The organism is Paraclostridium bifermentans, from assembly GCF_964259345.1.
Taxonomy (GTDB): domain Bacteria; phylum Bacillota; class Clostridia; order Peptostreptococcales; family Peptostreptococcaceae; genus Paraclostridium; species Paraclostridium bifermentans_B.
This window is the reverse complement of sequence record NZ_CAXVJR010000002.1, coordinates 414754-428176: the sequence shown is the minus strand read 5'-3', so window position 1 is coordinate 428176 and position 13423 is coordinate 414754. Positions and strand designations below refer to the sequence as shown.

Genomic DNA, 13423 nt, shown 5'->3' with positions numbered 1-13423 from the left:
AAAAAACAAAAGAGGCAGTTAGCCTCTTTATTTTTTTAAAAATTTTTTATATTTTTCATTAAATCTTCAAATTCATCAAAATGAAGAGATTGTGGTCCATCTGATAAAGCTTCTCTAGGATTTGGATGTACTTCAACCATTATTCCATCTGCTCCTGCTGCTAATGATGCTATAGACATAGGTTTTATTAGATATCTAACTCCTGTTGCATGACTTGGATCTACTATTACAGGAAGGTTCGTTTCTTTTTTTATTATAGGAACTGCCGCTATATCTAAGGTATTTCTTGTGTAATCATTATATGTCCTTATACCTCTTTCACACATGATTATATTATTATTTCCACCTATAGCAATATATTCTGCTGCACCTATCCATTCTGTAATAGTTGAACTTATTCCTCTTTTTAACATTACAGGCTTATCTTGTTTTCCAACTTCACTTAAAAGTGTGAAATTTTGCATATTTCTAGAACCTATTTGAATTATATCTGCAACTTCATAAACTTTATCTAAATCTCTAGAGTCCATAAGTTCTGTTATAACAGGTAAATTAGTTTCCTTTTTTACCTCACTTAAAATTTTAAGGCCTTCTTCTTTTAATCCTTGAAATGATTTAGGAGACGTTCTTGGTTTATAAGCTCCACCTCTTAACATATTTGCGCCTTTTTCTTTTATAAACTTTGCAGTTTGTAAAAGTTGTTCATAACTTTCTATAGCACATGGTCCTGCCATTACAATTTTATTATCTGGTATTTGTAACTCGTTATTTATTTTGATTTTTAAATTATCACTAAATAGGTTTTTATTCATTACCTATAAACTCCTTTACTTCTTCTCTTTCCTCAGCCGTCAAAGATTCTAGGTACTTTGTTATACTTATTTCATTTATTTTAAGTTTTTCATTCAAATCAATAAGTGGTATTAATACAAATGCTCTTTCTCCTATTCTAGGATGAGGAATTTCTAGATTTTCTTCTTGTAAAATTATATCATTAAAAAATAATATATCAACATCTATAGTTCTTGGCCCCCATCTTATTTTTCGTTCTCTATTCAATTCTTTTTCTACGTTTTGACACTTTTTCAAAAGTTCATTAGGATTTAATTTCGTCTCTATTTCTATACACATATTTAAAAAATCATCTTGATTTGTATATCCCCATGCTTTAGTTTCATATAATTTTGACTTTTTAGTTATAATTATATCTTTCTCAGAATCTAATATTTTAATAGCTTGGCTTAAGTAATTCACTCTATCTCCTATGTTAGTTCCTAAACCTAAATAAGCTTTATTCATGTCTCTTTCTCCTTATTTCCACACCAAAGTAATCATATATACCAGGCACTGGAGCTTCAGGTTTTTTTACTCTAACCATAACTTCTTTTATTAAGGAAAATTCTTTTAAAACTTCTTTAGCTATATTTTCTGATAGAGCTTCTAACAAGTTAAATCTTTTATTTTCAACTATATTTTTTACTAATTCATAAACCTCTCCATAGCTAACAGATTTATTCATATCATCAGTTAAACCAGCTTCTTTAGTATCTAAATACAGTTCCATGTCTATAAAAAACTTTTGTCCTAAAATACTCTCTTCTTTAAAAACTCCATGGTATCCATAAAACCCCATATTATTCATTAAGATTTTATCCATAAAAACACCTACCTTCTGCATATAGCATCTGTAACCTTTATAGCTCTGATATTTTCTAATACATCATGTACCCTTACTATATCTACCCCATCTTTTATACCTAAAACAGTAGTAGCTATCGTTCCTTCAATTCTGTCTTTAGGTTCTAAATCTAAAATATTTCCAATCATAGATTTTCTAGATGTACCAAGTAATATTGGGTAACCTAATGTTTTTAATTCACTTAACCTTGACATAACCTCTACATTTTGTTCAAATGTCTTTCCAAAACCTATACCAGGATCTAGAACTATTTTTTTATCATCTATACCTGATTTTTTAGCTATTTCTATACTTTCTAATAAAAATTCTTTCATAGATTCTATTATGTCTTTATCATAAGTTGTCCCATTTTGATTATGCATTATACAAACATATGCATTATATTTAGCTATAACACTAGCCATATCTGGGTCTTTTCTAAGTCCCCATACGTCATTTATCATTTCAACCCCTAGTTCTAGACTCTCTTTTGCAACTTTAGCTTTATAAGTATCTACAGAAATCTTTATATCTAATTCTTCTTTTAAAGCTTTAACAACAGGAATGACTCTTTTTAATTCTTCATCAACGTCTACTTTTTTATGTCCAGGTCTAGTAGATTCTCCTCCTAAGTCAATGATATCTGCCCCATCTTCAATCATCTTTTTAGCATGGTCTACAGCTTTTTTTATATCTGTATAATCACCACCATCTGAAAAACTATCTGGAGTTACATTTAAAATCCCCATTATATAAGTTTTTTTGCCATATTCAAACATTTAATCTCTCCTATCTCATGTTTATTAAACTCATCGCTTCTGCTCTTGCAGCTATGTCTTTTTCAAAAATACCTCTCACTGCAGATGTTATAGTCTTAGACCCAGGTTTTTTTACACCTCTCATAGTCATGCACATATGTTCTGCCTCTAATACTACAATTACACCATATGGTTTTAATTCTTCCATTATTATATCTGCAGTACTTTTAGTGATTCTTTCTTGTAACTGTGGTCTTTTTGCTAAGTCTTCAATAACTCTAGCTAACTTAGATAGCCCTGTTAATCTACCCTCTCTAGGTAAATAAGCTATATGAGCTTTTCCAAAAAACGGAACTAGGTGATGCTCGCAACATGAATAAAAAGGTATATCTTTTACTAAAACTAGTTCTTCATGTTCCTCTGATTGAAATAATATTTTTAAATGATCTCTTGGGTCTTTATGTATTCCAGAGAATATTTCTTCGTACATTTTAGCCACTCTTTTAGGTGTGTCTACTAATCCTTCTCTATTAGGATCTTCTCCTATAGCTTCCAATATATCTTTTACAGCATTTTCTATCTTTTTCTTATCTACATTATACATACATTTAACCCCCTCATTTTTTATAATTTAATCATTAAATACATATTTATATACTTTTTCTAGATTATAGTAATTATAATCTTCGCAGACCTTTTTTGCTAATTTAAATAAGTCTTTTTCATTTTCACTTAAATATTTAAAAATTTTTTTATCTTTAGGTATCCATTTACTATTAATTATAAAGTATCCCTTTATTATATCTTTTAAATATATATTCGTCAAAAACTCATATTCATAATTTTCAAACTTGTCTTTTTCCTTTAATCTAGATATATTATCATATATTGTTGTAGATATTACTAATAAATTTTCTTTAGATATTTTTTCGGGGCCTTCTTCATACTTAATTTTAGATAAATTTATAACATTTTTTCCCATATTATATCTATCATATATAATTTTTGCATCTTTCATTTCGTTTATAAAAAAATATTCTTTACTTTCAATCATTTTATCAACGTGCTTAATAGAAAATTTATTTATATCTAATTCAATATCATATATTGTCTTTGTGTATCTTATTTGCTCTTCAATTTGCTCAGATATAATGAATATATCTATATCTTTTATATTTTCTTTTAGCTTCGTAAAATCTAGATTTTTACTAGATCCAACTTGAAAAATAGCAATATTATTTTTATCATTTTTAAGTTTTTCTAATTCCTTATAATAACATTTTAAAAACTCTTTCATTTAATTATTCTACTCCATAGCTCATTAAAAATATCATTGTTTTGCTTGAATTTAATATCATTTATTTTCTCAACTTTCATAATTCCCATTAAACTGTTACTTACAAAGCAAAATTCAAAATTTTTTAGATCTGTTATTTTTATGTCAGTTTCTACTATATTAATCTTTAATTCTCCACATAATCTTATAATCCTTTTTTTCATTATTCCATTTAATATAGATAAATCTTTGTTTGGAGTATATATTTGATTGTTTTTAATAAAGAAAATATTGCTTATACTGCATTCTAATATTCTATTTTCATAATCTAAAAATATCGCATCATCAAATCCATTTTCTAACGCATACCTTTTAATATATATATTTTCAAAATAATTTGTTGTTTTATGCTTATATAAGATGCTATCTCCTCTTTTATTAGTAGATAGCATCAATTTCAATCCTTTATTGTACATTTCTTTATTGTACACTATATCTCTTGTTGATATGTTATATCCTTCATCAAATACAGTTACTCTTAGAGCTTTGTATACTATATTATTTTCATCAATATAACTTAAAATTTTAGATTTTAAATCGTATTTATCTTCACTTATATTTAAATTCAATTCTTCTATAGAATTATACATACGATCTAAATGAAGATCTAATTCAATAGGTATTGAATTTTCTATTTTTATAGTTTCAAATAATCCCATTCCAAATTTACTTAATTCACTCTTAAATGATACACTATTTTTCATAGTATCCTTTTACCGCCTCCATTATAGATTTAGCCTTATCTAAAGTTTCTTGATATTCATCTTCAGGGTTAGAATCCCAAGTTATACCTCCTCCAACTTGAAAATATATTTTTTCATCTTTTTTTATTAAGGTTCTTATAGCTATGTTAAAATCCATATCTCCATTGAATCCTATATACCCTACAGATCCCGTATATACATTTCTTTGTGTTGGCTCCAATTCATCGATAATTTCCATAGCTCTAATTTTAGGAGCTCCTGTTATAGATCCACCTGGAAATGTAGCTTTTAATACATCTATGCTATCTAAAGAATCTTCAAGTTCACCTGTTACTGTAGCTACTAAATGACTTACATTAGCATAAGGTTCTATTACAAATAATTCAGGTACCTTAACTGTTCCTATTTTAGATACTTTTCCTAAATCATTTCTTTCTAGATCTACTATCATAAGAAGCTCAGACTTATCTTTTTCACTGTTTTTCAATTCTTCTTGTAATCTAATATCCTCTTCCTTAGTATTACCTCTAGGTCTTGTTCCCTTTATAGGCCTTGTTTCAATTTTTCTATCTATACACTTTATAAATCTTTCAGGTGAATTAGACAATACTTGATATTCATCAAAGTTTAAATAAGCAGCAAAAGGAGCTTTACTAACTTCTCTTAATCTCTTATATAAAAAATAACTAGATAAATTAGTAGTTCCTTCAAACCTTTGAGTTAAATTAGCTTGGTATATATCTCCTGATTTTATGTATTCTCTAATTTTATTAATAGAATCTATATAATCAGATTTTTTAAAATTAGAAACTAATTTACTCTCTATAACTTCTTCATGTTCAACCTGTATATCTTTTTTTTCTGAATTAATTATAATATTTTCTATTTCTTCAATTATTATTTTTTCTCTTTCTATATCTATATTTGGTGTAGCTATATAGGTTTTACATTCTAAGTGATCTACAACTATTACAAAATTATATAGACCAAAATATAAATCATACACTCCTGTATCGTCTATAGCCGTTCTAGGAAGTTTTTCAATATAATTACCTATATCATAAGATAAGTATCCTACTGCCCCTCCTATAAACGGTAAATCAGTATTATTTTCAACTTTAAATTTACTTAATTTATTTTGAAGATAATCTAATGGATTTTCATTTGTATTTTTTAATTTTATAATTTCAAATGGTCTAGAGCTTATAAAGGAATATCTTCCTAATTTTTTTTCATCCATCCCACTATCTAATATAAAACTATTTTTTTCCTCTTTAAATAAAGAGTATATTTCAAACGCATTTAAATTAGTATTTATTTGTTTTAACATTTGCTATCCTCCTTACAAGCTCTAGATTTTTTTATAAAGTTTCTTAATATGTCATGACCTTGCTCGGATAGTATAGCTTCTGGATGAAATTGAACACCTTCTATATGATAGTTCTTACATCTTACGCCCATTATCTCTCCATCCTTACTTCTTGCAGTAACTTCAAGTTCATCATTTATTGTATTTTCATCAATTATAAGTGAATGATATCTAGTTACATTTAAAGGATTATTTAAATTTTCAAACACTCCGCTATTATTATGATTTATGGCATGAACTTTTCCATGTACAGGCTGACTGGCTTTTATTATTTTAGCACCAAAAGCATGTCCTATAATTTGGTGCCCTAAGCATATTCCTAATATAGGCTTTTTACCTTTAAAGTTTTTTACAACTTCTATGCATATTCCTGCTTCTTTAGGAGAGCATGGTCCTGGAGATAATACAATTATTTCAGGGTTTAGTTTTTCAATCTCCCTTATAGTTATTTCATCATTTCTTTTTACTATTATATCTTCTCCTATTTCTCCTAAAAACTGTACTAAATTATAAACAAAGGAATCATAGTTATCTATCATTAGTATCATAAAATACCCCCTCTACATTAATAAATTACAAAATATCTTATTTTTTATGTCTATATATTTTTTTACTACAAGTTAATTATATATTTCTTGAGAAATCAATGTCAACATAGACGTTTTTGATGAAAATGGCAAGAATATATTATGTATATTTATTAATATTAAACAAAAACTACTTAAAGTACAACAGCTTAAAAATTATATTTTTTAGGAGGTTTTATTGTGAATAAGTATATTATAATAAGATCTGATACAAAGTCTATATCTTCTCCTATGTCAAAAAAAGAAGCTTTAAAAACAATAAAACAGTTTGACCGAGAAGGTATATCCTCTTTGTTAATTTTAGAAAATAAATATTTCAATTATACTGTATTAAAAAACTAATAATAAAATAAAAAAGGAGCCTATGAGCTCCTTTTCGTCCATCTATACCCTACATTGTAATACTTTTCTTTTTTTCCTTTTTTACTTCTTACATCAATTAATTCATTAATTTTTTCTACATACCCATCATCATTTGTTAATCTTATTAAACTTGTTAAATAGTATACATTAGTGCTTTTAGGTATTTTTTTATTTATGACTAAGTCTATAGCTTTTTTAGCTGCATTAAAATGCTTTAGGTGTGTATGCCCATCCTTAAACTCTTTTTTTGTATTGTAAGCTATATAACCTTCCTTAACCTGAAATATTATAAATTCTTTTCTTTCAAATATTTTATTATACATACACTTCATCCTTTTTTAGAAATAGTCTTATTATATAATATTAATTTAAGATAAAAAGTGTATATATTTCTTTATATTTTAAGATTATTTTTTATTATTTATATAACTCAGACACCGTAACAAATTTATATCCTCGTTTTTGCATTTCTGGTATAAATATATCTAGTGCTTCCACAGTATTATTTGTTGCATAATCATGAAGTAATATTATATCTCCATTTTTAGCATTATTTATTATTGTATCTGCTATTTTGAATGCCTGTGGATTTTTCCAATCTTTAGTATCTATTGTAGTCCACAACACTACTTTATAGCCATGCTTACTTGCAACTTTAGCTAATTCTTCTTTTTTATAACTTCCATATGGCGGTCTAAAAAGAGTAGGTTTTTTTCCAGTCATTTTAACAATAACTTCTTCACATTTAATAATTTCTTCCTCTAATTGAGCTTTATCTAAGTTTGATATATCTGGATGATTAAATGTGTGATTTCCTATTTCATGGCCTTCTTTACTAGCTCTTATAAGTGGCTCACTATACCAATTTGCATGCTTTCCTGCTATAAAAAAAGTAGCTTTTACATCATATTTTTTCAATACATTTAATACTTCATTAGTTTCTTTCGGATGTGGTCCATCATCAAAAGTTATAGCCAAATACTTTTTATCTCTTGGCCCATTTTTTATAAATATTTCTTCATTTTTAATAGAAAAAACTTGCCCTGAACTAATTATTATAAAAACTATAATAATTATGGCTATATAATATAACTTGTTTTTTATGAACTGCATAAAATGCACCCTTTCGTAATGTCAGTTTATTCACTATAGAAATTTTGAGTATAATATATTTTATAGTGTCCTCCAAAACTTACTCCAACTCCTATATTTTCATAATCCCCTAAAATATTTTTTCTATGCCCTAATGAATTCATCCAAGCTTCATGGGCATAAATAGCACTAACTTGACCTGCCGCTATATTTTCTCCAGCTAAACTATATTTTATTTTTTCTTTTTTCATCCTATCAAATGGTGATTCATTATTTTTATTTACATGGTCAAAATAATTTTTATTTCGCATATCTTCACTATGTTTTATAGAGCTAATCTTAGCCTTACTACTAAAATTCAATCTATTTAGGTTGTTTTTTTCTCTAACACTATTAGTAAGATCTATTATTTGTAACTCAAAGCTTTCCTTTAATTCATCGCTATACGTAGGATATATATCTTTAGTGCTATCTTCTATATTTTTATCTATTACTTGATAAGAAATTACTTTATTCCCTTTATGTAAATCATAAAATATAGTTATATATTTATTATTTTTTAAAATTATATCAAATTGATTATCAGATTCTATCATAAATTTAGTATTTCCTTTTTTCTTATATTCTATTGCTTTATAATTTTGTCTAACTAATTCTTGTTTATCATTAAGTCTTATTCCTTCAGTTTCTTCAGAATCTAAAGAATTACTATATAATCCTACAACTTTGTTATTATCAATTCCTACCATGATAAAATTTTTTTCAAATCTATTATACACATACCATGTAAATCCATATTCACTTAAATCTTTTCTATCTGGTAATCCAATTTTATTTATTACACTACTTTCACTATCTCCAATTTTTATATTGTAATATTTTTTTATATCTTCTCCCCCTATAACAGATGTTTCTTTTATTGCTTTATTATTTATATAATCATAGTTTCCATCTATATTTACATATATTGTAATTAAAACTATAAATATTAATATGTATATTATTTTTTTCAAAACTATCACACCTTTATTTAAATTGTTTTATAGCTTTTTAAATTATATACATTTATTAATATTTATATTCTTTCATACATAATATTGATTTTTATATAAATAAAATAGACTATACCTATATTAGATACAGTCTATTTTATACTAGATATTATTTCATCTAAACTTTTATTGAAAATACTTGGCTTATCAAACTTCCAGTTTCCTTGATAACATATTTCACCATTTATATAGAAAGTTCCATGTCCATGTTTTTTTCCGTGCCTAAATTCACCTACATACTTTTTATTATCTGGCCATGTGTAACTTCCTTGACCATGAGGTAAGTTATTCTTGAATTCACCTTCATACATAATTAATCCATCATTATCATAACATGTTCCTATTCCATCCATCTTACCATTTTTAAATTCACCAATATACATACCTTTATCTTTCCATGTATAAACTCCATGACCTTCTTTTTTACCATTTTTCCAATTTCCTAAATAATCATCATTACTTGCATAAGTCATCTTTCCTATCCCGTCCATTAAATCATGCTTCCATTCACCTGTATATATACATCCATTAGGAAGTTCGCACTTTCCAGGGCCTTCTTTCATATCATTTTTAAAATTACCTATATATTCTAATTTTGTCCCATCTTCATTTAAAAATATATATGTACCTCTACCTTCCATTTTACCATCTACAATTTTACCTATATAGGTATCTCCATTATTAAATGTATGAATTCTTCCAGATTTTTTTTTATCTAATTCAATTTCTTGTTTATCAGTTTTCGGGCAATTTTCATTATTTATTGATACTTCTTCCTCATGCGATGATTTTTTAGATATAAATATATTTAAAAAATTTATACGTTTAACTTCTTTTTCTATACTATGTATAGTTTTTTTGTACGTTTCTATTAAGTCTTTATCTTTTTTTTCTGTGTTCATTTATAACTACCCCACTACTTTCACTTATTACTCTTATATTTTTAATTCTATTATATATTAAACTTCTACATTTTTTCCATACTTTCATCTAAATTTCCTATTTTTATATATCATAATTAAAATAATAAAGCATGCTAATTTTAGCATGCTTTATTATTTTAATTAAGTTCCGATTTAATATTTCAATTCCGCTCTAAATAAAGTACGAGCACAGCTTATACGTATATGTATACTATATTTACCCGTTTATATTAACAATTCTAGATATTGTTATGTGATATATTCTATATCACATAATGTATTTTATCTATTATTTAATATTTTATTCATAATTTATAAATATTTTTCTTTAAATCCTCTTCCTTTAACTTCATTTACATCATTAACTGATATAAAAGCTTTTTTATCATGTCTTAAAGCTATCTCTTTTATCCTTGGTATTTCATTTGAAGCAACTATACAATATATTATTTTTTTCTTTTCATGTGTATATGCACCTTCTGCTTCTAATAGCGTTACTCCTCTTATAAGATCTTTCATTATACATTTTGATATTTCTTCACTTTTATTAGATATTAACATAACTGATTTTTGAGAATTCATTGCGTCTTTAACTATATTCATAGCATATACATTTAAAAACATTCCTATTAATGTATATAATCCTAATTCTAATCCAAAAAGCGTAGCCCCTATACAAACTACTAAAAAGTTCATAAAAAGACCAGTATCTTTCATCGGTATATTTTTCTTAAATTTAAGAATAGCTGCAATTATATCTGTACCTCCTAGAGAAGACTTAGCCTTAAATACCATACCAAGTCCTATTCCTCCTAGTATCCCTCCATATACTGTTTGTAATAATAAGTCATTAACCCCAATATAGTTTCCTATGTTTTGAGTCAATCCTAAAATAGTAGAAAATAAAATCATATTTATTAAACTAGTTATACAAAACTCTTTTTCTAAATATATAAAACCTAATATAAATATAGGTACATTTATAAGAAATGACAATACCCCTATATTTACGTTAGTAAGATAGTTTAGCGCAACTGATAGTCCCGCTACTCCACCACCTAATAAATGTGCTGGTTTCAAAAAACCATTAATTCCTATTGATGATATAGTTATTCCCACTACTATAAATAAATACCTCAGTACTATATTTTCCTCTAAAGTATTCTTTACTTCACTCATCATTTTTCTCCCTTCAAACCTTTTTATATTTATATCTTTATTTTATAAAATTAATTAATATCGGAATTAAAATTACAGTTATTGTACCAGAGATACCTATAGCTAATCCACTCATTGCACCTTCAACTTCTCCTAATTCCAAAGCCTTTGTTGTTCCTAATGCATGTGATGCTGTTCCTAACGCTATTCCTTTTGATACTGGATGTTTTGTATTGATTATTTTAAATATAGGTGTAGCTATTATTCCTCCTATTATTCCAGTTAAAATTATAGCTACTATTGTAACTGATTCTATTCCTCCTAATGTAGATGTTAGTGATATTCCCATAGGAGTTGTAATTGATTTTCCTAATAATGAGTTCATTATTAAAATATCTGATTTAGTTAACTTACTTATAATTACTATACTAACAAATGAAACTACCACCCCAGTAGTTATTCCTATCATTATTTCATAAAAATGCTTTTTTAATAAGTCATATTGTTTGTACAGAGGTACTGCTAGTACAATAGTTACTGGTGCTAAAAAGAAATTTATTGTATCTCCTCCTAGTTTATAACTATCATAAGAAATATTACTTACCTTTAAAAAAGCTATTATTCCCAAAATAGCTATTAATAATGGATTGAATATAGCCATTTTTGTTTTCTTTTGGATATATGCTCCTATATTAAAAAATATAATTGTAGCTACTATTCCAAATATAGGTGTCTTTAATACATCATACATAAAATTAACCTCTCTTACTTTTCATTTCTATCATTTTTTCAACAACTAAAGCTGTAACAATCATTACTAATGTAGTACTTATTAGTATAGTGGCAGCTAAAACTATTACATTTGAACCAATTAAATCTAATGAATTTATAAGCGATACCCCTGCTGGAACAAAAAATATAGCCATATTGTCTAAAAAGAAGTTGCTAAGTTCCTCTATAGATTCAACTTTTATAACTTTAATTTTTAGTAATATAAATAATAAAATCATTCCAATTATACTTCCAGGTATAATAATTATATTACTTAAAAATGAACTAATGTATTCTCCCACGGCCCATATAATAAGTATTAAGGCCAGCTGTCTTAATAATTTCATTTACTCTATCTCCTAGTTTATTTTTTTGCAAAATTAAAGGGAGATTACTACTCCCTAAAACTTCTCTCTATATATTACTATTATATCTTTCTTTTTTCAAACCTAATATTTCTACATTTTCAGCTTAATTTATTAAAATATCACCATTTTTATCTATATAGTTATTGTTATCTCCTTCAATTATCTGTGCATATCCATTTTCAAAATCTGAAACTGATTTTAATGTTGGTAATATTTTTATTTTTCCATCTTTATTTAAAAATCCCCATAATCCACCTTTAGGGATACACATCCCTCTAGTTAGTGAATTAGACCCTATATTAAATCTAGCTAATCCGTCGCAAAATTCACATGCATAGTCAAATATTGGTTCAATAACTATTTCTCCATAAATATTTATGTAACCCCATTTATCATTTATACATACAGGTGCTAACCCATCACTAAATGATTTCGCCCTATCAAACTTATAATCTATTATTTTTTCTCCTTTTTTATTTATATAACCCCATTTGTCATTTAAACGTATACCTGCTATACCTTCTGAAAAATCAGTTGCTATATCATATTCTGGATTTATAGCGAATTCTCCACATCTATTTATATATCCATACTTATTCTTATACTCAACTAAAGCTAAACCTTCATTAAATGCATTAACATAGCTATACATAGGTTTTATAACTATTTCTCCGTACTTATTTATATAGCCCCACCTTTTATTGATTTTGATTCCAGCTAAACCTTCATTAAAATTAGCTGCTGATTCGTACTTAGTTTCTATCACATAGTTTAAATTTTTATCTAAAAAACCATATTTACCATTGATTTTAATTTTAGACATTCCTTCATTAAAATCTGATGCACTATCTAAATGTAAATATATATTGTTATATCCATATTCATCTAGATATCCAAAAACCCATTTTACAGATTTTCTAATACGCTTTATATATGTTACAATACAATATCCGTCTCTAAACCTATCCGATACATATTTAAATTTAGGCTTTATAACTATATTATTGTTAATATCAAGAAATCCATATTTTCCATCTCTTAGTATAGGAAGAAATAATTTATCTTTTTTCATATTTAACCTCCTTTTCATAAATTATTAACTACTCTACTAATAATTAATATTATTAATTTGTATTTCCTATACTAATTTTTAAATTTTATTCTAAATAATAGGAATTTGCTTCTCTAATGTCGCCAACAACTTTGTACTTTATTCAAAATTTTTATGCTCAAATACAATCTATTGATATATATATACTTCATA

Annotated in this window: 18 protein-coding genes; 1 reads left to right on the top strand and 17 read right to left on the bottom strand. The window is 26.2% G+C overall.

Translation table 11 applies throughout. From position 1 onward, the window contains the following. Window positions 1–35 precede the first annotated feature (35 nt). From aroF to ACEXNK_RS06055, 9 genes are read right to left on the bottom strand one after another with little or no spacing between them, the layout of a single operon-like run. Window positions 36–812: a 3-deoxy-7-phosphoheptulonate synthase gene (gene aroF, locus ACEXNK_RS06095; protein WP_373599494.1), complete on the bottom strand. Its 777-nt coding sequence runs from the start codon at window positions 810–812 to the stop codon at window positions 36–38. Further along, window positions 805–1299, bottom strand: a complete 495-nt coding sequence (gene folK / locus ACEXNK_RS06090; RefSeq protein WP_373599495.1) for a 2-amino-4-hydroxy-6-hydroxymethyldihydropteridine diphosphokinase — start codon at window positions 1297–1299, stop codon at window positions 805–807. Before folK ends, aroF begins: the two co-directional genes overlap by 8 nt. Further along, complete coding sequence (gene folB / locus ACEXNK_RS06085; RefSeq protein ID WP_373599496.1) at window positions 1292–1657, bottom strand: dihydroneopterin aldolase; 366 nt, start codon at window positions 1655–1657, stop codon at window positions 1292–1294. Before folB ends, folK begins: the two co-directional genes overlap by 8 nt. An 8-nt stretch (window positions 1658–1665) precedes the next feature. Then, window positions 1666–2457, bottom strand: coding sequence for a dihydropteroate synthase (folP, locus tag ACEXNK_RS06080; protein WP_373599497.1), 792 nt, complete (start codon window positions 2455–2457; stop codon window positions 1666–1668). A 10-nt stretch (window positions 2458–2467) separates the two neighbouring features. Continuing rightward, window positions 2468–3040: a GTP cyclohydrolase I FolE gene (gene folE / locus ACEXNK_RS06075; RefSeq protein ID WP_373599498.1), complete on the bottom strand. Its 573-nt coding sequence runs from the start codon at window positions 3038–3040 to the stop codon at window positions 2468–2470. A gap of 27 nt (window positions 3041–3067) precedes the next feature. Continuing rightward, window positions 3068–3733, bottom strand: a complete 666-nt coding sequence (locus ACEXNK_RS06070; RefSeq protein ID WP_373599499.1) for a hypothetical protein — start codon at window positions 3731–3733, stop codon at window positions 3068–3070. After that, window positions 3730–4476: an aminotransferase class IV gene (locus ACEXNK_RS06065; protein WP_373599500.1), complete on the bottom strand. Its 747-nt coding sequence runs from the start codon at window positions 4474–4476 to the stop codon at window positions 3730–3732. Before ACEXNK_RS06065 ends, ACEXNK_RS06070 begins: the two co-directional genes overlap by 4 nt. Next, window positions 4466–5806, bottom strand: a complete 1341-nt coding sequence (gene pabB / locus ACEXNK_RS06060) for an aminodeoxychorismate synthase component I (protein WP_373599501.1) — start codon at window positions 5804–5806, stop codon at window positions 4466–4468. Before pabB ends, ACEXNK_RS06065 begins: the two co-directional genes overlap by 11 nt. Beyond that, window positions 5800–6393, bottom strand: coding sequence for an anthranilate synthase component II (locus ACEXNK_RS06055; RefSeq protein ID WP_373599502.1), 594 nt, complete (start codon window positions 6391–6393; stop codon window positions 5800–5802). The genes pabB and ACEXNK_RS06055 overlap by 7 nt, the downstream gene beginning before the upstream one ends. 219 nt (window positions 6394–6612) lie before the next feature. Between ACEXNK_RS06055 and ACEXNK_RS06050 the strand changes: the two genes are divergently transcribed. Further along, the gene (locus tag ACEXNK_RS06050) at window positions 6613–6774 is read left to right on the top strand and encodes a hypothetical protein (RefSeq protein ID WP_373599503.1); all 162 of its coding nucleotides are present in this window, start codon (window positions 6613–6615) and stop codon (window positions 6772–6774) included. 20 nt (window positions 6775–6794) lie between these two features. Here the strand turns inward: ACEXNK_RS06050 and ACEXNK_RS06045 are convergent, their stop codons facing one another. The 8 genes from ACEXNK_RS06045 to ACEXNK_RS06010 all read right to left on the bottom strand — a co-directional run bounded on the left by ACEXNK_RS06045 (window position 6795) and on the right by ACEXNK_RS06010 (window position 13231). Next, window positions 6795–7118: a hypothetical protein gene (locus ACEXNK_RS06045; RefSeq protein WP_373599504.1), complete on the bottom strand. Its 324-nt coding sequence runs from the start codon at window positions 7116–7118 to the stop codon at window positions 6795–6797. Between the two features lie 94 nt (window positions 7119–7212). Beyond that, the gene (locus ACEXNK_RS06040) at window positions 7213–7908 is read right to left on the bottom strand and encodes a polysaccharide deacetylase family protein (protein WP_373599505.1); all 696 of its coding nucleotides are present in this window, start codon (window positions 7906–7908) and stop codon (window positions 7213–7215) included. Window positions 7909–7934: 26 nt separating this feature from the next. Further along, window positions 7935–8900, bottom strand: coding sequence for a CAP domain-containing protein (locus ACEXNK_RS06035; RefSeq protein WP_373599506.1), 966 nt, complete (start codon window positions 8898–8900; stop codon window positions 7935–7937). Window positions 8901–9031: 131 nt separating this feature from the next. Further along, a complete protein-coding gene (locus ACEXNK_RS06030) occupies window positions 9032–9841 on the bottom strand; it encodes an MORN repeat-containing protein (RefSeq protein WP_373599507.1) in 810 nt (269 codons plus the stop codon). A gap of 333 nt (window positions 9842–10174) precedes the next feature. Next, window positions 10175–11041, bottom strand: a complete 867-nt coding sequence (locus tag ACEXNK_RS06025) for a YitT family protein (RefSeq protein WP_373599508.1) — start codon at window positions 11039–11041, stop codon at window positions 10175–10177. A gap of 37 nt (window positions 11042–11078) precedes the next feature. Beyond that, on the bottom strand, window positions 11079–11771 hold the full coding sequence (locus tag ACEXNK_RS06020) for an LrgB family protein (RefSeq protein ID WP_373599509.1): 693 nt from the start codon (window positions 11769–11771) through the stop codon (window positions 11079–11081). Window positions 11772–11775: 4 nt separating this feature from the next. Beyond that, a complete protein-coding gene (locus tag ACEXNK_RS06015) occupies window positions 11776–12138 on the bottom strand; it encodes a CidA/LrgA family protein (RefSeq protein ID WP_373599510.1) in 363 nt (120 codons plus the stop codon). A 124-nt stretch (window positions 12139–12262) separates the two neighbouring features. Next, complete coding sequence (locus ACEXNK_RS06010) at window positions 12263–13231, bottom strand: WG repeat-containing protein (protein ID WP_373599511.1); 969 nt, start codon at window positions 13229–13231, stop codon at window positions 12263–12265. Window positions 13232–13423: the final 192 nt, after the last annotated feature.